Source organism: Bradyrhizobium sp. 26S5 (assembly GCF_036923295.1).
Taxonomy (GTDB): Bacteria; Pseudomonadota; Alphaproteobacteria; order Rhizobiales; family Xanthobacteraceae; genus Bradyrhizobium; species Bradyrhizobium septentrionale.
Map to the genome: position 1 here is coordinate 3,476,066 of NZ_CP145948.1, position 19,398 is coordinate 3,495,463.

Below are 19,398 nucleotides of genomic sequence, written 5' to 3' on the forward strand. Positions count from 1 at the left end.
GTCAGTGGCAGGGGAACGCGTTGGAGTGGCGCACGTCGTGCGCCGCGTTGTGGATCACGTCGATGTGCGAGAAGCCGACGACGCCGACGATGAACAGACCGAGCGTCATCGCCATCAGGGACTGGGCAAGCCGTCCGACCTGTCCGGTGGCAACCGGCAGATGCGTGACTTGAGCTTGCGTGACCTGGGGTTGGCTCATGGTCGTTCTCCACGTTCGATTTGGTCGGCTTCTAGCAGCTTTCGCGCGATGTCGCGACTGGTAAGATGCAAATTTGTTGCAACAGGGATGCGCTTGCGCAGGATTTTCGCGTGCGCCGCTGCTCTAAACGCTTCTTCAAACTGGCAGAAATAGCCGAGACAGGCGTCCGGCGTCGGGTCCGTGCCGAGCAACGTCCGGAATGCGCCCTGATGCACCGCGCAGATCGCGCTGTGCTCCGGGAGGCCAAAGACCAGGGAGGCGATGTCGGCGCGCCAGTGAGCGTGGCCGCTTGGGGCGCCGCTGCCGGCCGGAGCTCCGTCAGCGTCGGATGGTGAATTCATCCGGACCTCGCCGCGCTTCCCATTTGGCCTGCTCGAGCTCCGGACGGTCGCATTCCGCCTGGGGGGTGCCGATGCAGAGGTAGCCGATGAATTTCCAGGCGTCCGGAATTTCCAGGATCTCCTGAATGCGGGCTGGGTTGAGGATCGACACCCAGCCGAGCCCGATGCCTTCGGCGCGCGCGGCAAGCCACATCGAGCAGATCGCGGCCACCACGGAATATTCTGTTGTCTCCGGCATCGTCGCCCGCCCGAGGCCGGAGCCGATGTGGTCGGTCTTGTCGGCGAATACGGCGAGATGGCCGGGCGCCTCCTCGAGGCCCGATAACTTCAAAGCGGCATATTTTGCTGCACGCTCGCCCGAGTAAGACCGCAGCGCATCGGCGTTGCAAGTCTTGAAGTCTTCGATCACCGCGCGGCGGCGTGCCGCATCGTCGACAATCACGAACCGCCAGGGCTGGCTCAGGCCAACCGAAGGCGAAAGGCAGGCGACCTCGATCAGCTGCTCGATCGTGCCATCCGGCAGCGGATCGGTTCGGAAGCGCCGCACGTCGCGCCGCCACACGAACAGCTCCTGCAGTTGCCGGCGAAACCCATCGTCGAATGAGACCATCGCGGGGCCTTTGGCTGAATCCATCGCGGACGTCACTTAAGCTTCATCGGCAGGCCCGCAACGACGAACTCGACCTCGTCTGCCACGCCGGCGATGGTCTGGTTCATCAGACCGGCGGCATCGCGGAAGCTGCGCGCCAGTGCGTTGTCGGGCACGATGCCGAGGCCAACCTCGTTGGTGACCAGGACAACCGGGCTGTGCTGACGCGGCAGCGCGTCCGCCAGGCGCGTCACTTCCTCGGACCAATCGCGCTCCGCATGCAGCAGGTTGGACAGCCAGAGCGTCAGGCAATCGATCAGCCTTGCGCCGCCGCCGTCGGTCTCGGACAGCGCCGCGACGAGGTCGAGCGGCACCTCGCGTTCGATCCAGTCGCTGCCGCGCCGCGCGCGATGTTTGGCGATCCGCTCGTCCATTTCCGCATCGAGCGCCTCGGCGGTCGCGATATAGGCCGGCCGCTCCGGAAAGCTGCGTGCGCGCAATTCGGCGCGCCGGCTTTTCCCGGACCGGGCTCCGCCCGTGATCAGAATGACGGCCATGGGATCTCCTGTTTACGTCGCTCTAACCACCAATCGCGGTGAAACACAAAGCCGAAATCCGCCACGGAGGGCTTGCACTCGGCCAATGTCTTGCGCATCAGGGGGATCGCGGCGAGGAGAGGGTTAAGTGGGCTTTGCGGGAGCGATGGCGGTGGCGATGGCGGTGGATGCCCTGATTGGCTGGCCGTCGCCGCTGTTTGCGCGCATCGGCCATCCCGTGACCTGGCTCGGCCGGCTGATCCAGCTTGTCGACAGCGCCTGGAACCGGGACACTGACCCGCCGGCGTTTCGCCGCGTCGCCGGTGTCGCGGCTGCTATCCTGGTGATCGCGCTGGCGATGGCTCTCGGTTGGGCGGTTCAGTCCGTGCTCGGATCCGGATGGATGCGTGTCGTCCTTGTGGGCATCCTGGCGTGGCCGCTGGTGGCCTTGCGCTCGCTGCATGACCATGTCGCGGCGGTGGCCAATCCGCTGGCGTCCGGCGACATCGCGGCCGCGGGCTCCGCGGTCGCGCAAATCGTCGGACGCGATCCCTTGACGCTCGACGATGCCGGCGTCGCGCGCGCGACCATCGAGAGCCTCGCCGAGAATGCATCCGACGGCATCGTCGCGCCGGTGTTCTGGGGCGCGCTGTTCGGCCTGCCGGGAATCCTCGGCTACAAGGCGATCAACACGCTGGACTCCATGATCGGGCATCGCACCGAGCGGCACGAGGCCTTTGGCTGGGCGGCCGCCCGGATCGACGATCTCGCCAATCTCGTTCCGGCGCGGCTGACCGGGCTTTTGTTCGTGGTGCTCGCCGCGCGGCCTTCGCAGGCGTGGTCATGCATGTTGCGTGACGCGCGCCGCCATCGCTCGCCGAATGCCGGCTGGCCGGAAGCGGCGATGGCCGGTGCGCTCGGCGTGCGGCTCAGCGGTCCCCGCATCTATCACGGCAGCATCGCCGATGAGCCCTGGCTGAATGAAGGCGCGCGCGATCCGGCTGCCGCCGACATCCACGCCGGGCTGAAACTCTATCGCTACGCCATGATGCTGCTGGCTGCGGCGTTCGTCGCTCTGGCGCTGGCGTGAAGGAGCGGCGCATGCGTGAGCACGGCGGAAATCTCGATGTCGCCCAGCAACGCTTCGGCGGCGCCGCGGACGACTGGATCGACCTGTCGACGGGGATCAATCGGGTGCCTTATCCCCTGGTCGATGTGGAGCCGCGGCAGTGGAGCGCCTTGCCGTCGCGATCCGAGATCGAATCCCTCCACGCCGCCGCGCGGCAGGCTTATGCGACCGACGCGCCGATCGTGGCGATGGGCGGTGTGCAGGCCGCCATTCAGCTGCTGCCGCAGCTGGCGTCCCGAGGGCGGGCGCGGATTCTTGCGCCGACCTACAATGAGTATGCCGCGGTGTTGTCGGCCGCCGGTTGGGACGTCGCCGAGGTGTCCGATCTCGCAGCGCTTGCGGGCGCCGATCTTGCCGTCGTCGTCAATCCGAACAATCCCGATGGGCGGCACCACGACCGGCGCGAGCTGCTCGCGCTTTTGCCACGCGTCGACCGGCTCGTCATAGACGAGAGTTTTGCGGATGCCGTGCCGGACCTGTCGCTCACACCGGAAGCCGGACGAGCGGGGCTCGTGATCCTGCGCTCATTCGGCAAATTCTACGGGCTTGCCGGCTTGCGGCTCGGCTTCGCGATCGGCAGTGAGCCGGACATCGGCGCGCTTGCGGCGATGGCGGGCCCATGGCCGGTTTCGGGGGCCGCGATTGCGATCGGGCGGCGTGCATTGCTCGATTACGACTGGGCAAAGGCGACGGCCGCACGGCTGGCGGCCGACTGCGTCAGGCTCGATGCAGCGGTGCGATCGCAGGGCTGGACCCTGGTCGGTGGCACGCCGCTGTTCCGTCTCTACGAAACCGGCGATGCGTTGGTCGCCCAGGACGAGCTTGCCCATGGGCTGATCTGGTCGCGCGTGTTTCAGCAGCGGCCGGGATGGTTGCGCCTCGGTCTGCCCGGCAGCGAAGCCGAATGGGCTCGGCTGTCTGCCGTGCTGTCGCGCTGATCGTCTAACGCGCGATACGATTGGGTGGAATCAGCTCGCCGCGATTTCGGTCCACCTCTCCCCATCGGGGAGAGGTCGGATTGCGAAGCAATCCGGGTGAGGGCTCTCGCTCTCTCGATAGTCCGTAGCCCCTCACCCGATTTGCTGCGCAAATCGACCTCTCCCAAGGGAGAGGTGAACCTTCGACGCCGTTCCAACTCAAACTCATCTCATCACGCGCTAGCGCGCCAGCGCGAGCAGGCCTTCGACATCGAGATGGGTCTCGATGTGTTCGGCGAGCGCGTCGAGCGCGCTCTCGACCCGGGCGCCGTACGGCTGGTCGGCCGCGGGAATATCGAGCCTTGCAAGGAAGGCCTTGCGAAACTCGTCAGACGTGAACAGGCCGTGCAGATAGCTGCCGTGAACGCGACCATCGGCGGAAACGGCACCTTCAGCGGCGCCGTCGAGCGACGCAAATGGCCTGATACGATCCGGACCGTCGGTGCGCCCGATATGGATTTCATAGGCGCTGATCGGCTGACTGGTAGCGGCATGCACCGCGCTGACGCGTGTCAGCGTCTTCTGCTCGGTCATGACAGTTGTGATATCAAGAAGTCCGAGGCCGCGCGTTTCGCCGGCGGGACCTTCGATCCCGTCGGGATCGGCGACGCTCTCGCCGAGCATCTGATATCCGCCGCAGAGGCCAAGGACATGACCGCCGCGGCGATGATGCGCCACGAGATCGATGTCCCAGCCCTGCGCGCGCAGGAAGGCGAGGTCGCCGCGGGTCGATTTCGAGCCGGGCAGGATGACGAGCTTCGCATCACCCGGGATGGCTTCGCCCGGCCGTACCATCACGAGATCGACGCCGGGCTCGAGCTTCAGCGGATCGAGATCGTCGAAATTGGCGATCCGCGACAGCGCAAGGAAGGCGATCTTGCACTGGCCGGGCTTGCGCGCCTCGCCGAGCCCGAGCGCGTCTTCGGCCGGAAGCTCGCCGGCGCGGACGAACCAGGGCAGCACGCCAAAGCCGCGCCATGCGGTGCGGGATTCGATCAGGCGGTAGCCGTCGTCGAACAGCGTCGGATCGCCTCGGAACTTGTTGATGACAAAGCCCTGGATCATCGCGGCATCCTCGGGATCGATCACCGCCTGGATACCGACGAGCTGTGCGATGACGCCGCCGCGGTCGATGTCGCCGACCAGCACCACGGGGACGTCAGCTTTGCGTGCAAAGCCCATATTGGCGATATCGGACTTACGCAGATTGACCTCGGCGGGGCTGCCGGCGCCTTCGACCAGCACCAGATCGGCGCGATCCTTCAACCGCCCAAAACTCTCCAGCACCGCGCCCATCAGCGACGGTTTCATAGCGGAATATTCGCGCGCGCGTGCGGTCGCGATCCGTTTGCCGTGCACGATGATCTGGGCGCCGACATCGCTCTCCGGCTTCAGCAGCACCGGGTTCATGTCGGTGTGCGGCTCGACACCGGCGGCGAGCGCCTGCAGGGCCTGCGCACGTCCGATCTCGCCGCCGTCGATGGTCACAGCCGCGTTGTTGGACATGTTCTGCGGTTTGAAAGGCAGCACGCGCAGGCCGCGCCGACTGGCAGCGCGCGCCAGGCCCGCGACGATGAGCGACTTGCCCACGTCCGAACCGGCTCCCTGGATCATCAATGCACGCGCCATGGCGATAACAGTCAGAACTCGACGCCCGGCTGGGCCTTGATGCCGGAGCGGAACGGATGTTTCACCAGCGTCATCTCGGTGACGAGATCGGCGATCTCGATCAGCTCCTCCTTGGCGTTGCGCCCGGTGAGCACGACATGCGTCATCGGCGGCTTTGACGTGGTCAGGAACTCGACGACATCGGCGATGGCGAGATAGTCATAGCGCAGCGCGATGTTGATCTCGTCGAGCACAACCATGCGCAAGCTCGGGTCTGCGATCAGCTGCTTGGCCTTTTCCCAGCCGGCCTGGGCCGCCGCGATGTCGCGCGCGCGATCCTGCGTCTCCCAGGTAAAGCCTTCGCCCATCGCGTGGAATTGGCAGAGTTCGCCGAAATGCCCGGTGAGCAGGCGGCGCTCGCCGGTATCCCAGGCGCCCTTGATGAACTGCACCACCGCGCAGGGAAAGCCATGCGCCACACAGCGCACGATCATGCCGAAGGCCGAAGAGGATTTTCCCTTGCCGGCGCCGGTATGAACGATGATCAGACCCCTTTCACCGCTCTTGGTCGCCATGATCTTGTCGCGCGCGACCTTTTTCTTCGCCATCTTGGTCGCGTGGCGCGCATCCAGCGAAACCTCGCTGCTGCCGACCTCGTCTTCGGCGCCGTTTTCTTCAGAAATCATGACATTCCTTCGGCTTGACAAGTTCGAGCCACGGACGAATGGTGGGCCCGCGTTGGTTCCTGTCCTACGACAGGCGAAGAGGGAATGCGATAGGGCTCAAGGTGGGCCTGAAAAGCAGCCGCCCCCGCGACCGTGACCGGAGAGATGCCCAAAAGCCACTGATTCCTTGTCGAGAATCGGGAAGGTGGGCATCGAGGGAGAAATCCTGCTCCGCAAGCCGGGAGACCTGCCAACGCAACGTGTAGTGAGACCGGCGGACGGGGTGTTCCGCGACGGGGAACGAACCCATTCACATCGGTTCGTGTGCCTCTTCGCCTCCCGCTGTCAATCCAGGATGGGCGATGAGCGTTACACTTCATGTCTGCATCACCTGCCGCGCCGGCCAGACGCTGGCGGAAGGTGAGATCGCGCCCGGTGCGCGCCTGCATGCCGCGCTTGTTGAGGCCGGCGTGCCCGATGACGTCAATCTTGTTCCCGTCGAATGCCTCTCGGCTTGCAGCCAGGGCTGCTCGGTCGCGCTCAGCGCGCCGGGGCGGTGGTCCTATGTCTACGGCCGCCTGTCCGCTGATAATGCCAGGGATGTGATCGCCGGTGCCTCCGCCTATGCGGCCGCGCCTGACGGCATCGTGCCGTGGCGCAGCCGTCCGGAAATCTTCCGCAAGCAATCGCTCGCCCGCATTCCACCCCTTGCCGTCGTCCCGGAGGCCGCAGAATGAACACGCTCGCCAAAATTCCGGTCACGGTCGTGACCGGATTTCTCGGGTCCGGCAAGACGACGCTGATCCAGCATCTGATCCGCAATGCCAATGGCAAGAAGCTCGCGGTGCTGGTCAACGAATTCGGCAGCGAAGGCGTCGACGGCGAGATTCTGAAGTCGTGCGCCGACGCCAATTGCCCGACCGAGAACATCGTCGAACTCGCCAATGGCTGCATCTGCTGCACCGTCGCCGACGATTTCATCCCGGCGATGGAGCAACTGCTGGCGCGACGCGTGAGGCCCGATCACATCGTGATCGAGACGTCAGGTTTGGCGCTGCCGAAGCCGCTGCTGAAGGCGTTCGACTGGCCGGAAATCCGCTCGCGGATCACGGTCGATGGCGTGATCGCGCTGGCCGATGCGGAAGCGGTCGCGGCCGGCCGCTTTGCGCCGGATCCCGCAGCAGTCGATGCACAGCGTGCGGCCGACGACAATCTCGACCACGAGACGCCGCTGTCCGAAGTGTTCGAGGACCAGATCGCCTGTGCCGATATCGTGCTGCTGACCAAGGCCGATCTCGCCGGAGCGGAAGGGATCAAGGCGGCCAAAGCGGTGATTGCCGCTGAAATGCCGCGCGAGGTTCCGATGTTGCCGATCGTCGACGGCGCCGTCGATGCGCGCGTGATCCTGGGGCTCGAGGCCGCGGCAGAGGATGATCTCGCGTCGCGGCCGTCGCACCACGATGGCGAGGACGAGCACGAGCACAATGATTTCAACTCCGTGGTGATCGATCTTCCCGAGGTTTCGGATGTCGAGGCACTCGTGGCTTCGATCAAGGGGCTGGCCCGCGAGCAGAACGTGCTGCGCGCCAAGGGCTATATCGCAGTCGAAGGCAAGCCAATGCGGCTGCTCGTGCAGTCCGTCGGCGAACGCGTGCGGCATCAGTTCGACATGCCCTGGGGCACACGGCCGCGGCAGTCGAAGCTGGTCGTGATCGGCGAGCACGGCGACATCAGTGAAGCTGCGATCAGGGCGCGACTAGGTGTCTGATGCACGTCGTCTTCCGCGAGAGCCGCGGCCTTGAGGAGACCGCGACACCAAGGGACCTCGGCCAGGATCCGGCCGATCTCGTGGTGTTGTCGTTTTCCGACAGCGATCTCGCTGCCTTCGCGGCCGGCTGGCGGCGGGGCCGCGCCGCGCTGCCGTCGCTGCGGCTCGCCAATCTCGCGGAGCTGCGCCACCCGCTGTCGGTCGATACCTATATCGAGCGGACGCTGTCGCACGCGCGCGGCATCCTGGTGCGGCTGATCGGCGGTGAGCCCTATTGGTCCTACGGGCTGGCCGCGGTGCATCGCCTGGCAAAGGAGCGCGATATCGCCCTGGTGGTGTTGCCGGCGGATGGCCGCGACGATCTGCGGCTGGACGAATTTTCCACGCTGCCGGTCTCGACGCTGCGGCGACTTAAGGTGCTGTGCGACAAGGGGGGGCCTGTCGCCGCCCAGGCCGTGATCGCGCAAGTGGCGCTGGCGTCAGGGCTCTATGCCGGGCCTGTCGTCGGCGAGATCGATCTGCCGGAGATCGGCGTCTACGATCCGCGGCGCGGTGTTGTCGCAGCGTTGCCGGCATCGGGTGGCCGGCCGCGGGCACTCGTGACCTTCTATCGCTCCTATCTCGCGGCCGGCGACACCGCGCCGGTCGATGCCTTGGTCGAGGCGCTACGCGAGAAAGGTTTTGACGCCTACGGCGTGTTCGTCGCCTCGTTGAAGGCCGCAGGCGTGGCCGATTGGCTGCGCGCTCAGTTCGCGCAATGCCCTCCAGCCGCCATCGTCAATGCGACCGCATTCTCCGCGGCCGGCGATGACGGCACCACGCCGTTCGATGCCGCTTCATGTCCGGTGTTCCAGGTCGCCTTGTCGACGGCGCGGCGCGAGGATTGGGCCGAGTCGCTCCGCGGTCTGTCGCCCGGCGATCTCGCGATGCATGTGGTGTTGCCGGAGGTTGACGGCCGCCTGTTTGCGGGCGTGGTGAGCTTCAAGTCGGCGAGCGAGCGCGATCCCGATCTGCAATTCGCGCATCTTGCGCATCGGCCGGATGCCGGGCGCGTCGCAGCAATTGCCGCCCGCGTGGCAGCCTGGCATCGGCTTGCCGACAAGCCCGCGCAGGAGAAGCAACTCGCGCTCGTGCTGTCGAACTATCCGGGCCGTCCGCACCAGATCGCGCATGCCGTCGGCCTCGATGCGCTTGCCTCGGTCGAGGCGTTGCGGGCCGATCTCGCGGCCGCGGGCTTTGATCTCGAGCCGGTGGCGTTGCTGGGCGATGCGCTCTTGCACCGGAAACTGACATGGGACGTGGCCGGGTATCGCGCGGCCATCTCCGGCCTTCCGTCACAGCTCCAGGACGACCTCGCGCGTGCATGGGGCGCGCCGGAGGACGATCCCGATTGTCGTGACGGCGAATTTCAATTCGCGGCAATCCAGTGCGGCAAGTCGATCATCGCCGTTCAGCCGGAGCGCGGTGATATCGGCCATCGCGATGCCGACTATCACGATCTGTCGCGCACGCCGCGTCATGCCTATGTCGCGTTCTATCTGTGGCTCAGGCAGCAGGGCATCGATGCCGTCGTGCACATGGGCGCGCACGGCACACTGGAATGGTTGCCCGGCAAGTCGGTCGCGCTGTCGTCCGCGTGCTGGCCCGAGGCGCTGATCGGTGATCTGCCCGTCATCTATCCCTTCATCGTCAACGATCCCGGCGAGGCGGCGCAGGCCAAGCGGCGGATCGGCGCCTTGACGATCGGTCATCTGCCGCCGCCGCTCGCGCTGGCGGCGGTGCCGGAAGGCTTGCGCAGGCTCGAGCGCTTACTCGATGAATATTCGACTGCGGACGGTCTCGATCCGGCACGGCGGCAGCGCCTGATTGCCGATATCCGCGAGGAAGCGCGGCTGGCCGGGCTGGAGGACGATCTTGGTCTCGCTGCGTCGGTCTCCGCGGCCGAGGCGATTCCGCAGATCGACCGCTTCGTCTGCGATCTCAAGGAGAGCCAGTTCGGTGACGGCCTGCACATATTCGGGCAGGGCGCTTGCGGTGCGAAGGAGAAGGCTGCGTTACGCGATGCGCTCTCTGGCCGGCGCGTCGCGCCGGGACCTTCGGGGTCACCCTATCGCGGGCGCCGCGACGTGCTGCCGACCGGACGCAATCTGTTTGCCGTTGATCCCCGCGGGGTTCCGACGCCGTCGGCGCATGCGCAGGGCGTGAAGCTCGCCGAAGAGCTGCTGCGCCGTCACCTGCAGGATCACGGCGACTGGCCGAAAGGGCTCGTCGTCGACCTCTGGGGTTCCTCGACGATGCGCACGGCCGGCGAGGATTTTGCGATGGCCCTGCATCTCGCCGGCATTGCGCCGCGCTGGGATCACGGATCGGGCCGCGTGGTTGGCTACGACATCATCGCGCCGGCAGAGCTCGGTCGTCCCCGCATCGACGTCACGCTGCGCGTGTCGGGGTTGTTCCGCGACGTCTTTTCGGGGCTTGCCCAGTTGTTCGAGGCGGCCACGGAAGCATTGTCCGAACGCAGCGATGAGGGGGAGGAGAATCCCTACAGCGAACGCATGTCGCGCGTGTTCGGGCCTCGTCCGGGACACTATGGCGCCGGCATCGCGTCGGTTCCGGACGTCTTCACCCAGGAAGCGCGCGATGCGGCCGGCGAAGCCTGGCTGTCGGCGTCGTCCTGGGCGTTTGCATCCGACGGCGAGATGCGGCCCGATCGCGCCGGCATCGAGGGGCGGCTCGCGGCGGCCGACAGTTTTGTCCATACCCAGGACTTGCCCGAGACCGACCTGCTGCTGGCGGCGGACTATGCCGCGCATGAAGCCGGCATCGCGGCGGCAGCCCGGCGCATTGGCGCAGAGGTCCCGGCGCTCTATCATCTCGACGCGACGCGGCCGGATCAGCCGCATGCGCGCTCGTTGACCGAGGAAATCTCGCGCGTGGTGCGTGCGCGCGCCGCCAATCCCGCATGGATCGCCGGCATGATGCGCCATGGCTTCCGAGGTGCCGCCGAGATCACGGCGACGCTGGAGCACATGGCGGCGTTCGCCCATCTGGCCGACGCGGTGCCGCCGCATCTGTTCGACCTCTACTACGACGCGACGCTCGGCAATGACGACGTTCGCGGCTTCATGGCGCGCGAGAACCCGGCTGCCCTGGCTGCGATGGAAACCTGCTTTACCCGGTTGCACGAGGCGTCGCTCTGGCAGACGCGGCGCAATTCGATTGCGGCGGCATTGCAGGAGGCCTCATGAGCGCTGTTGCGATCAAGGGCTGGTGTCCCGGCGCGCTGCGGCCGATGCTATCAGGCGACGGCCTCGTGGTGCGGATTCGCCCGCGTGGCGGACGGCTCGAGGCAACGCAAGCAACGGGAATCGCCGATCTGGCCGCACGACACGGCAACGGCCTGATCGATCTGACCAGCCGCGCCAATCTGCAGATCCGCGGCGTCAGCGATGAAGGTTATCCGCGCTTGATCGAAGGAATTGGCGAGCTCGGGTTGCTGGATACGGATGCCGACATCGAGGCGCAGCGCAACATTCTGGTGACGCCATTCTGGGCCACCGGCGACGATACGCGCGCGCTCGCCGCCGAGCTTGAGCGGGTGCTCGCCGGTTCTTTGCTCGATCTTCCGACCAAGTTCGGTTTCGCAATCGATGATGGCAGCGAGCGGGTGCTGGCTGGCGCGTCTGCGGATATCAGGATCGAGCGCGATCGCAATGGCGGCCTGCTGGTGCGCGCCGATGGCGCCGAGCTCGGGCTTTCCGTCACGCGGAGCGAGGCCGTGCAGGTCGCGTTGGCGCTGGCCGAGTGGTTCATCGCTTCCGGCGGAGCGAAAGGTGAGAGGCGACGGATGGCGGCCTATCTCGCCGGCGGCGCGAGCCTGCCCGAATCCTTGCGCGGCGATGTCGAGCCGGCGCCGCGATCGATAGACGCCGTTCCCGGACTCTATTCGTCCGGTGCGATGGTCGGCGTTGCGTTCGGGCTCATGCCGCAGCAGACGCTGCGCCATCTCGCCGGCTGCGCGCAGGCTCTCCGCGTGACGCCGTGGCGGATGCTGCTGGCGGAGGGGATGCGCGAGATGCCCGGTGGGGCCGACATCGTCACCGAGGTCGACGATCCGGCGCTCCGCGCGATCGCCTGTAGCGGTGCGCCGCGCTGCGGCGAGGCGCATGCCGACACGCGCGCGCTGGCGTCGGCGCTGGTGCGGCATATTCCGGCCGATGCCCGGCTTCACGTGTCCGGTTGCGCCAAGGGATGTGCGCATTCCGGCTCTGCGGATGTCACCCTCGTGGCTACGAACCAAGGCTTCGATCTGATCCGTCGTGGCTCGACCCGGGATGAGCCCGTCATGCGTGGGCTGACCGGCGCCGGCATCGTCGCAAATCCCTCCGTGCTGCTGGGAGGCCGCTGATGCCGCACATCTATGAGACCGACGGTGCTGCGATCTATCGGCAGTCCTTTGCCACCATCCGGTCCGAGGCCGACCTTGGCCGCTTTACGCCGGACGAAGAACCGGTGGTCGTGCGCATGATCCATGCCGCCGGCATGGTGGGGCTGGAAGCGCATGTCCGCTTCACGCCCGGCATGGCCGCGAGCGCGCGTGCCGCCTTGCAGAACGGGGCGCCGATCCTTTGCGACGCGCGCATGGTGTCTGAAGGAATTACGCGCGCGCGGCTGCCGGCCGGCAATGCTGTCATCTGCACGCTTGGTGATCCCGAGGTTCCCGCACTCGCGCAATCGATGCGCAATACGCGCTCCGCTGCTGCGCTCGAGCTGTGGCGGCCGCATCTGGTCGGCGCAATCGTCGCGATCGGCAATGCGCCGACTGCGCTGTTCCATCTCCTCAACATGCTGGAGGACCCCGATTGCCCAAGGCCGGCGGCGATCATCGGCTGTCCGGTCGGCTTTGTCGGCGCGGCTGAGTCCAAGACGGCATTGATGGCCGCACCGCACGCGCCGGCGCTGACGGTCGAGGGACGTCTCGGTGGTTCGGCGATCACGGTCGCCGCCGTCAACGCACTGGCGAGCCGGAGCGAGTAGATGGGACGCATCATCTGCTGCGGCCTCGGCCCAGGCGATCCGGACCTGATGAGCGTACGCGCTGATCGCACTGTGCGTGCCGCAAAGCACGTCGCCTATTTCCGCAAGAAGGGCCAGCTGGGTCAGGCCCGCCGCATCGTGGAGGGGTTGCTCGTCGCCGACGTTAGCGAATATCCGATGGAATATCCCGTCACCACTGAGATCGCTTTCGACAGTCCGGACTATGCGCGGCTGCTCGCGGGATTCTATGACGAATGGGCCGAGCGCCTGGCGCGGCTTGCGCGCGCGATCGATGTCGTCGTGCTTTGCGAGGGCGATCCCTACTTCTACGGCTCGTTCATGCACCTGCATTCGCGCCTGCAGGCGCGTGTCGAGATCGAGGTGATCGCCGGCATTCCCGGCATGGCGGGTTGCTGGAATTCGGTCGGCCAGCCGATCGCGCTTGCCGACGACGTGACCACCGTGCTGATGGGCACGCTGCCGGAGGCGGAGCTCGAACTGAGGATGCGGAGTTCCGACGCGCTCGTCGTCATGAAGACCGGCCGCAATCTCAGGAAGATCCGACGCGCGCTCGCCTCGGCGGGGCGTCTCGACGATGCGTGGCTGGTCGAACGCGGCACCATGCCGGATCAGCGTGTCGCCCGGCTCGCCGAGATCGGCGAGGCCGACTGTCCGTATTTTGCGATCGTGCTGGTGCACGGGCAGGGACGGCGCAGGGAGGCGGCCGAATGACGGGAACGCTGACCATCGCGGGATTGGGACCGGGCGACGAGGCGCTGATCACGCCGGAAGTCACATCCGCGCTTGCGGCTGCGACCGACATCGTAGGCTATGCGCCCTATGTGACGCGCGTGCCGCCGCGCGCCGGGCTCACGCTGCATTCCTCGGATAATCGCGTCGAGCTGCAGCGCGCCGCCGACGCGTTGCGGCTTGCATCCGAAGGGCGCCACGTCGTAGTGGTGTCTTCGGGCGATCCCGGCGTCTTTGCGATGGCGTCCGCCGTGTTCGAGGCGCTCGAGGACGCGCCGCAATGGCGCGACCTCTCGATTCGCGTGCTGCCCGGCGTGACCGCGATGCTGGCGGCGGCCGCGAGCGCCGGTGCGCCACTCGGTCATGATTTCTGCGCGATCAACCTCTCCGACAATCTCAAGCCGTGGCCGCTGATCGAGAAGCGCCTGCGGCTTGCGGCCGAAGCCGATTTTGCCATCGCGATGTACAATCCGCGCTCGGCGAGCCGGCCGGAAGGTTTTGGTCGCGCGCTCGAAATCCTGCGCGAGGCGGGTTGCGACGAGCGGATCGTGGTGTTCGCGCGTGCCGTCAGCACGCCCGATCAGCGGATCGAGACGGTCGAGCTGCGCGACGCGAAGCCGGAAATGGCGGACATGCGGACACTGGTGATCGTCGGCAATTCGGCGACGCGGCGGGTCGGGCGCTGGGTCTACGCGCCGAGGCAGGTCCGATGACCGAGCCATTGCATCACATCGCCGACGCTTTCCAGCCGTGGTCGGTCGGGCAGAGGTGGCCGGGTGATCATGATGACGGGAAGGCCAAGCGCACGGGCGGCGTCGATCTTGGCGCGCGCGCCGGTTCCGCCGGAGTTGCGGGCAACGATCCAATCGATGCGACGCTCGCGCATCATCTCGAGCTCGCCGTCGAGCGTGAACGGTCCGCGCGACACGATGACGTCGGCATCGGGCAATGGCAGCGCTTGCTCGGGCGGGTCGACAAATCGCAACGTATAGGCGTGTTGCGGCCGGCTGCCGAACGGCGCGATGTGCTGGCGGCCGATCGCGAGGAATACGTTGGCGCGGCTGTCCGGCAGCGCGGCGACGGCGGAGGTGACGTCCGCGACCTCGATCCAGCGGTCGCCGGATGTTTTGTCCCACGGCGCGCGCTCGAGCGCGACCAGCGGCGTTTCGGTTTGCGCGCAGGCGGCGATCGCGTTGCGGCTCATCTCGACCGCGAAGGGATGCGTCGCGTCGATCACATGGGTAATGGCTTCGCGACGCAGATAGTCGGCAAGACCGCTGACGCCGCCGAAGCCGCCGATCCGGGTCGGCAGCGGCTGGTCGGCCGGCGCACGCGTGCGGCCGCCATAGGAATAGACCGCGTCGATCCCCGCGCGCGCGATTGCAGCGGCGAGCAGATTGGCGTCGGCGGTTCCGCCCAGGATCAGGGCGCGCATCATGAATAATCCCTGGTTGACCATCATCGGCATCGGCGAAGATGGCCTTGACGGCCTCTCCGACGCAAGCCGAAAGGCGCTTCGCGAAGCCGAAACAGTTTTCGGCGGTGAACGCCACCTCGCGCTGGCCGGCATCACCGACCGTGGCCGTGCCTGGCCGGTGCCGTTCGATGCGGGCATCGTGCTTGAATGCCGCGGCCGTCCGACGGCAGTGCTCGCCTCGGGCGATCCGTTCTGGCATGGCGTCGGTGGGAGCCTTGTCGAGACGCTGCAGGCCGGCGAGTGGGTCGCATACTCCGGACCATCGACGTTCTCGCTTGCGGCGGCACGCTTGGGCTGGCGCTTAGAGACCGTCATCTGCCTTGGCCTTCATGCGGCACCGTTCGAGCGTCTGTTGCCGCATCTCGTGCGCGGTGCACGGATCATCTGCTTGGTGCGCGATGGCAAGGCAGCTTCCGATCTCGCGCAATGGCTCACGGGCCGCGGCTGGGGGCCGTCATCGATGTGGACGCTTTCCGCGCTTGGCGGACCCCGTGAGTCCGTCACGCAGCATCGCGCGGACGGCTACGCCGGCGACGCAAGCGACAGCCTGGTCGCGGTCGCGTTGGAGGCGAGGGGAACGCTAGGGATCGCGCGCAGCTCAGGTCTTCCCGACGCACTCTTTGTGCATGACGGGCAACTGACAAAACAGCCGATCCGCGCGCTTGCATTGTCGGCGCTTTCGCCGCGGCCTGGCGAGCGGCTGTGGGACATCGGCGCCGGCTCGGGTTCGATCTCGATCGAATGGGCGCTGTGCGGCGGGACGGCGATCGCGGTCGAGGCCCGTGGCGAACGTGCCGCGAACATCCGCAGCAATGCTGCGAGCTTCGGCTTGGCCCACCGGATCACCGTGATCGACGGCGAGGCGCCCGGCATTCTATCGAATCTCGAAGCGCCCGATGCGGTGTTCATCGGTGGTGGCCTCGATGCGGCGATGTTCGACGCGATCTGGTCGCGTATCGCGACGGGAGCGCGACTGGTTGCGCATGCGGTGACCCTGGAAACCGACGCGCTGCTCTCCGATCTGCATCAACGCCATGGCGGCGACCTGATGCGCGTCGAGATCGCCCATGCCGAGCCGTTGGGGCGGTATCGCTCCTGGAAGGCTACGCGGCCGATCGTGCAATGGAGCGTTATCCGATGAAGGTCGCAGGTTTCGGATTCAGGCGTGACGCCAGTGCCGCGTCCTTGCGCGAGGCGCTCGACGCGGCCGGCGGTTCCGATGGCCTTGCGGCCGTTGCAACGGTGAGTGACAAGGCCGATGCGGTGGCGTTGAAACTGCTGGCGCAGGAACTGGATTTGCCGATCCGGGGGATTTCGGCAGAGAAATTGGCTGAGATAGAGACCGTAACGCAATCCGGGTTCATCAAGGCGAGGTTTGAAACGGGCTCGGTCGCCGAAGCCGCGGCAATCGCTGCGGCAGGACGCGGTGCGCGCCTGATTTCGGTCAGGGCGACGTCACAGGATCGGATGGCCACTGCGGCGATCGCGGAAGGAGACGGCGAATGACGGTGCATTTCATCGGCGCAGGGCCAGGCGCTGCCGATCTCCTGACCTTGCGCGGGCGCGATCTCATCGCCTCTTGCCCGGTCTGTCTTTATGCCGGATCGCTCGTGCCGGAAGGGGTCCTGGCGCATTGCCCAAAAGATGCGCGTATCGTCAACACGGCGCCGCTGTCGCTCGACGAGATCGTCGCCGAGATCGCCTCCGCGCATGCGGAGGGCAAGGACGTCGCGCGGCTGCATTCGGGCGATCTCTCGATCTGGTCGGCGATGGGCGAACAGTTGCGCCGGCTGCGCGCGTTACAGATTCCCTATTCGGTGACACCAGGCGTTCCGGCTTTTTCGGCGGCCGCGGCGGCACTGCAGTCCGAGCTGACGCTGCCGGGCCTTGCGCAATCGGTGGTACTGACGCGCACGCCGGGCAGGGCGAGCGCGATGCCAGACGGTGAAACGCTCGCGGCCTTTGCCGCAACCGGCGCGGTGCTCGCGATCCATCTCTCGATCCATCTGCTGGACAGGGTCATTGCCGAGCTCACGCCGCATTACGGAGCCGACTGCCCGGTGGCGATCGTCTGGCGTGCGAGCTGGCCGGACCAGCGCATCGTGCGCGCGACGCTTTCGACCCTCGACGCCGCCGTTGGCCCGGAACTCGAACGCACCGCGCTGATCCTGGTCGGCAAGACGCTGGGTGCCGATGAGTTCGCCGAAAGCCGCCTCTATGCGGCTGACTACGACCGCCGCTACCGGCCTGTGGGAGCCGAGCCACGCTTTCCGGAACCATCGCGATGAGCGCGGGACTTGTGATCTCGGCGCCGGCATCCGGCGTCGGCAAGACGACGCTGACCTTGGCGCTGGCCCGCGCCTATCGCAATCGCGGGCTGAAAGTGCAGTGCCTGAAGAGCGGGCCTGACTACATCGATCCCGCCTTTCATGCGGTGGCTACCGGACGCGCGTCGGTCAATCTCGATAGCTGGGCGATGGAGCTCGAGGCGATCGAGTGCCTGGCGAGCCGCGGCGCGGACGCCGACCTGGTGCTGGCCGAGGGCTCGATGGGCCTGTTCGACGGCGTTGCCGCGCGCGGCGTGTCCGGCACCGGCGCCACCGCAGATGTCGCCGAGATGATGGGGTGGCCGGTGTTGCTGGTGATCGATCCTTCCGGCCAGGCGCAGACGGCGGCCGCGGTCGCGGCAGGACTACGCGATTTCCGCACCGGCGTGCGGTTGGCCGGCGTCGTTCTCAACCGCGTTGCAAGCAAGCGGCATGAGGATCTGGTGCGCGGCGCCATGGCAGGCGCGGGCATTGCTGTGTTGGGTGCGCTGCCTCGCCATGCCGAGATTGCCTTGCCGAAGCGGCATCTTGGCCTGGTGCAGGCCGAAGAGCAGGCCGAGATCGACGGCCTGATCGAGGAAGCCGCGCGCTTCGTCGCCGAGCATGTCGACCTGGACGCCGTGCTGCGATCGGCCCGCGTCTCGCCGGTGCAATCGTCCACGCGCCGCTTCGGCGTCACGCCGCCCGGCCAGCGCATCGCGCTCGCCCGCGACGCCGCATTCTCGTTTGTCTATCCGCACATGCTCGAAGCGTGGCGCGCGGCCGGCGCAGACATCGTGACGTTCTCGCCGCTTGCCGACGAAGGCCCCGACGCCGACGCCGATGTGTGTTGGCTGCCCGGCGGCTATCCCGAACTGCATGCCGGCCGGCTTGCCGCCAACGGGCGATTTCTCGGGCAATTGCGTGGCTTCGCCGCGACAAAGCCGGTGCATGGCGAATGCGGGGGCTACATGGTGCTGGGCCGCGCGCTGACCGACGCCGATGATGTGCGCCACGAGATGGCGGGGTTGCTCGGCCTTGAGACGAGCTATGCCAAACGCCGCATGCATCTGGGCTACCGGCTTGCCGAGCTCGTTGCACCGATGCCCGGGCACGAGCCGGGCGCACGCCTGCGCGGCCACGAGTTTCACTACTCGACGATCATCGCGCAGCCGGATACGCCGCTCGCGGCGGTGCGCGATGCGACCGGCGCGATCGTGGCCGAAACCGGATCGCGGCGCGGCCGTGCAACGGGGACATTCTTCCATCTGATTGCGGAGGACCGGTGAGCGGATTCGTCTCCTTCGTCTCGGCCGGCCCCGGTGACCCCGAGCTCCTGACGGTGAAAGGGGCGGCGCGGCTGCGCGAGGCCGACGTGGTGCTCTACGATGACCTTGCCTCGGGCGCGATCCTCGATCTCGCGCGCAGCGGCGCCAATCTTGTCGCGGTCGGCAAGCGCGCCGGCCGGCTGTCGGCCAGGCAGCATCATGTCAGCCGGCTGCTGGTCGATTATGCCGCGACCGGCGTGCGCGTGGTGCGCCTGAAACCGGGCGACGCCGGCATCTTCGGACGGCTCGAAGAGGAGATCGAGGCGCTGCGCGCGGCAGGCATCGGGTACGAGATCGTTCCCGGCGTGACTTCGGCCTCGGTCGCCGCCGCACAGGCCGGCATTCCGCTGACGCGACGGCTGACCTCGCGCCGGGTCCAGTTCGTGACCGGCGCCGACGTCACCGGTGAATTGCCTGCGGACCTGAATTGGGCGGCGCTGGCCGATCCGGAAGCGACCACCGTCGTCTATATGGGGCGGCGCACCTTCCCGGCGCTGGCGGCAAGGCTGATCGCGCACGGCCTTGCGCCCGAGACGCCGGCGTTGCTGGCGGAATCGCTCGGCCATGCCGACGAGCGGATTGTTCGCACCACGATCGTGGACCTTGCCGAACGGCTCACGCATGCGGGTGCCGCAACGGCGGCCGCAATTATTCTGTTCGGTGCTTTGGCGCCGGACCAAGGGTGACG

The 19,398-nt window shown here is 67.0% G+C and carries 21 protein-coding genes and 1 riboswitch; of the genes, 14 read left to right on the top strand and 7 right to left on the bottom strand.

Annotated features, from left to right (window positions below; translation table 11 throughout):
* Window position 1: 1 nt before the first annotated feature.
* From V5279_RS16010 to cobU, 4 genes are read right to left on the bottom strand one after another with little or no spacing between them, the layout of a single operon-like run.
* Entirely contained in the window at window positions 2–199 is a 198-nt protein-coding gene (locus tag V5279_RS16010; protein ID WP_338698889.1) for a CbtB domain-containing protein, read from the bottom strand.
* Window positions 196–540, bottom strand: a complete 345-nt coding sequence (locus V5279_RS16015) for a hypothetical protein (RefSeq protein WP_338698890.1) — start codon at window positions 538–540, stop codon at window positions 196–198. The genes V5279_RS16010 and V5279_RS16015 overlap by 4 nt, the downstream gene beginning before the upstream one ends.
* Entirely contained in the window at window positions 518–1,150 is a 633-nt protein-coding gene (gene bluB, locus V5279_RS16020) for a 5,6-dimethylbenzimidazole synthase (RefSeq protein WP_338701221.1), read from the bottom strand. Before bluB ends, V5279_RS16015 begins: the two co-directional genes overlap by 23 nt.
* 32 nt (window positions 1,151–1,182) lie before the next feature.
* Window positions 1,183–1,686: a bifunctional adenosylcobinamide kinase/adenosylcobinamide-phosphate guanylyltransferase gene (gene cobU / locus V5279_RS16025; protein ID WP_338698891.1), complete on the bottom strand. Its 504-nt coding sequence runs from the start codon at window positions 1,684–1,686 to the stop codon at window positions 1,183–1,185.
* Between the two features lie 127 nt (window positions 1,687–1,813).
* Between cobU and cbiB the strand changes: the two genes are divergently transcribed.
* On the top strand, window positions 1,814–2,755 hold the full coding sequence (gene cbiB, locus V5279_RS16030; protein WP_338698892.1) for an adenosylcobinamide-phosphate synthase CbiB: 942 nt from the start codon (window positions 1,814–1,816) through the stop codon (window positions 2,753–2,755).
* Window positions 2,756–2,766: 11 nt separating this feature from the next.
* Window positions 2,767–3,732, top strand: a complete 966-nt coding sequence (gene cobD, locus V5279_RS16035) for a threonine-phosphate decarboxylase CobD (protein ID WP_338698894.1) — start codon at window positions 2,767–2,769, stop codon at window positions 3,730–3,732.
* 219 nt (window positions 3,733–3,951) lie between these two features.
* On the opposite strand, the gene V5279_RS16040 is transcribed toward cobD, so the two are convergent.
* The gene (locus V5279_RS16040) at window positions 3,952–5,400 is read right to left on the bottom strand and encodes a cobyric acid synthase (RefSeq protein WP_338698896.1); all 1,449 of its coding nucleotides are present in this window, start codon (window positions 5,398–5,400) and stop codon (window positions 3,952–3,954) included.
* An 11-nt stretch (window positions 5,401–5,411) separates the two neighbouring features.
* Window positions 5,412–6,065, bottom strand: coding sequence for a cob(I)yrinic acid a,c-diamide adenosyltransferase (gene cobO, locus V5279_RS16045; protein WP_338698898.1), 654 nt, complete (start codon window positions 6,063–6,065; stop codon window positions 5,412–5,414).
* 36 nt (window positions 6,066–6,101) lie between these two features.
* Window positions 6,102–6,313: riboswitch (cobalamin riboswitch) on the top strand.
* A 93-nt stretch (window positions 6,314–6,406) separates the two neighbouring features.
* On the opposite strand from cobO, the gene V5279_RS16050 reads away from it, so the two are divergent.
* Genes V5279_RS16050 through cobJ form a run of 7 tightly spaced genes read left to right on the top strand, consistent with a single transcriptional unit; the run spans window position 6,407 to window position 14,312 of the window.
* Window positions 6,407–6,781 carry a DUF1636 domain-containing protein gene (locus tag V5279_RS16050; protein WP_338698900.1) on the top strand — a complete coding sequence of 125 codons (375 nt, stop codon included), beginning with the start codon at window positions 6,407–6,409 and terminating at the stop codon, window positions 6,779–6,781.
* Entirely contained in the window at window positions 6,778–7,812 is a 1,035-nt protein-coding gene (cobW, locus tag V5279_RS16055) for a cobalamin biosynthesis protein CobW (protein WP_338698902.1), read from the top strand. The genes V5279_RS16050 and cobW overlap by 4 nt, the downstream gene beginning before the upstream one ends.
* Window positions 7,812–11,060, top strand: coding sequence for a cobaltochelatase subunit CobN (gene cobN, locus V5279_RS16060; protein ID WP_338698904.1), 3,249 nt, complete (start codon window positions 7,812–7,814; stop codon window positions 11,058–11,060). The genes cobW and cobN overlap by 1 nt, the downstream gene beginning before the upstream one ends.
* Entirely contained in the window at window positions 11,057–12,220 is a 1,164-nt protein-coding gene (gene cobG / locus V5279_RS16065) for a precorrin-3B synthase (protein ID WP_166294005.1), read from the top strand. The genes cobN and cobG overlap by 4 nt, the downstream gene beginning before the upstream one ends.
* Window positions 12,220–12,849: a precorrin-8X methylmutase gene (locus V5279_RS16070; protein ID WP_166294007.1), complete on the top strand. Its 630-nt coding sequence runs from the start codon at window positions 12,220–12,222 to the stop codon at window positions 12,847–12,849. The genes cobG and V5279_RS16070 overlap by 1 nt, the downstream gene beginning before the upstream one ends.
* Window positions 12,850–13,581, top strand: coding sequence for a precorrin-2 C(20)-methyltransferase (locus V5279_RS16075; RefSeq protein WP_338698909.1), 732 nt, complete (start codon window positions 12,850–12,852; stop codon window positions 13,579–13,581).
* Entirely contained in the window at window positions 13,578–14,312 is a 735-nt protein-coding gene (gene cobJ, locus V5279_RS16080) for a precorrin-3B C(17)-methyltransferase (protein WP_166294010.1), read from the top strand. The genes V5279_RS16075 and cobJ overlap by 4 nt, the downstream gene beginning before the upstream one ends.
* On the opposite strand, the gene V5279_RS16085 is transcribed toward cobJ, so the two are convergent.
* Entirely contained in the window at window positions 14,288–15,037 is a 750-nt protein-coding gene (locus V5279_RS16085) for a cobalt-precorrin-6A reductase (protein ID WP_338698912.1), read from the bottom strand. The two genes, cobJ and V5279_RS16085, sit on opposite strands and share 25 nt — an antisense overlap.
* Here V5279_RS16085 and cbiE point away from each other — a divergent pair.
* Genes cbiE through cobA form a run of 5 tightly spaced genes read left to right on the top strand, consistent with a single transcriptional unit; the run spans window position 15,036 to window position 19,396 of the window.
* On the top strand, window positions 15,036–16,217 hold the full coding sequence (gene cbiE / locus V5279_RS16090; protein ID WP_338698914.1) for a precorrin-6y C5,15-methyltransferase (decarboxylating) subunit CbiE: 1,182 nt from the start codon (window positions 15,036–15,038) through the stop codon (window positions 16,215–16,217). The two genes, V5279_RS16085 and cbiE, sit on opposite strands and share 2 nt — an antisense overlap.
* On the top strand, window positions 16,214–16,582 hold the full coding sequence (locus tag V5279_RS16095) for a cobalamin biosynthesis protein (RefSeq protein ID WP_166294014.1): 369 nt from the start codon (window positions 16,214–16,216) through the stop codon (window positions 16,580–16,582). Before cbiE ends, V5279_RS16095 begins: the two co-directional genes overlap by 4 nt.
* Window positions 16,579–17,364: a precorrin-4 C(11)-methyltransferase gene (gene cobM / locus V5279_RS16100; protein ID WP_338698916.1), complete on the top strand. Its 786-nt coding sequence runs from the start codon at window positions 16,579–16,581 to the stop codon at window positions 17,362–17,364. The genes V5279_RS16095 and cobM overlap by 4 nt, the downstream gene beginning before the upstream one ends.
* Window positions 17,361–18,671 carry a cobyrinate a,c-diamide synthase gene (locus V5279_RS16105; RefSeq protein WP_338698917.1) on the top strand — a complete coding sequence of 437 codons (1,311 nt, stop codon included), beginning with the start codon at window positions 17,361–17,363 and terminating at the stop codon, window positions 18,669–18,671. Before cobM ends, V5279_RS16105 begins: the two co-directional genes overlap by 4 nt.
* Entirely contained in the window at window positions 18,668–19,396 is a 729-nt protein-coding gene (gene cobA, locus V5279_RS16110; RefSeq protein ID WP_338698918.1) for a uroporphyrinogen-III C-methyltransferase, read from the top strand. The genes V5279_RS16105 and cobA overlap by 4 nt, the downstream gene beginning before the upstream one ends.
* Window positions 19,397–19,398: the final 2 nt, after the last annotated feature.

Bases quoted from the DNA above. Each gene is read 5' to 3' on its own strand.
- cbiE (WP_338698914.1), top strand. From the start codon at position 15,036: ATGAATAATCCCTGGTTGACCATCATCGGCATCGGCGAAGATGGCCTT.
- V5279_RS16095 (WP_166294014.1), top strand. From the start codon at position 16,214: ATGAAGGTCGCAGGTTTCGGATTCAGGCGTGACGCCAGTGCCGCGTCC.
- V5279_RS16085 (WP_338698912.1), bottom strand. From the start codon at position 15,037: ATGATGCGCGCCCTGATCCTGGGCGGAACCGCCGACGCCAATCTGCTC.
- V5279_RS16070 (WP_166294007.1), top strand. From the start codon at position 12,220: ATGCCGCACATCTATGAGACCGACGGTGCTGCGATCTATCGGCAGTCC.
- cobM (WP_338698916.1), top strand. From the start codon at position 16,579: ATGACGGTGCATTTCATCGGCGCAGGGCCAGGCGCTGCCGATCTCCTG.
- V5279_RS16015 (WP_338698890.1), bottom strand. From the start codon at position 540: ATGAATTCACCATCCGACGCTGACGGAGCTCCGGCCGGCAGCGGCGCC.
- V5279_RS16040 (WP_338698896.1), bottom strand. From the start codon at position 5,400: ATGGCGCGTGCATTGATGATCCAGGGAGCCGGTTCGGACGTGGGCAAG.
- cobN (WP_338698904.1), top strand. From the start codon at position 7,812: ATGCACGTCGTCTTCCGCGAGAGCCGCGGCCTTGAGGAGACCGCGACA.
- cobG (WP_166294005.1), top strand. From the start codon at position 11,057: ATGAGCGCTGTTGCGATCAAGGGCTGGTGTCCCGGCGCGCTGCGGCCG.
- V5279_RS16105 (WP_338698917.1), top strand. From the start codon at position 17,361: ATGAGCGCGGGACTTGTGATCTCGGCGCCGGCATCCGGCGTCGGCAAG.
- V5279_RS16050 (WP_338698900.1), top strand. From the start codon at position 6,407: ATGAGCGTTACACTTCATGTCTGCATCACCTGCCGCGCCGGCCAGACG.
- V5279_RS16010 (WP_338698889.1), bottom strand. From the start codon at position 199: ATGAGCCAACCCCAGGTCACGCAAGCTCAAGTCACGCATCTGCCGGTT.
- cobD (WP_338698894.1), top strand. From the start codon at position 2,767: ATGCGTGAGCACGGCGGAAATCTCGATGTCGCCCAGCAACGCTTCGGC.
- V5279_RS16075 (WP_338698909.1), top strand. From the start codon at position 12,850: ATGGGACGCATCATCTGCTGCGGCCTCGGCCCAGGCGATCCGGACCTG.
- cobU (WP_338698891.1), bottom strand. From the start codon at position 1,686: ATGGCCGTCATTCTGATCACGGGCGGAGCCCGGTCCGGGAAAAGCCGG.
- cobW (WP_338698902.1), top strand. From the start codon at position 6,778: ATGAACACGCTCGCCAAAATTCCGGTCACGGTCGTGACCGGATTTCTC.
- cobO (WP_338698898.1), bottom strand. From the start codon at position 6,065: ATGATTTCTGAAGAAAACGGCGCCGAAGACGAGGTCGGCAGCAGCGAG.
- cobJ (WP_166294010.1), top strand. From the start codon at position 13,578: ATGACGGGAACGCTGACCATCGCGGGATTGGGACCGGGCGACGAGGCG.
- bluB (WP_338701221.1), bottom strand. From the start codon at position 1,150: ATGGTCTCATTCGACGATGGGTTTCGCCGGCAACTGCAGGAGCTGTTC.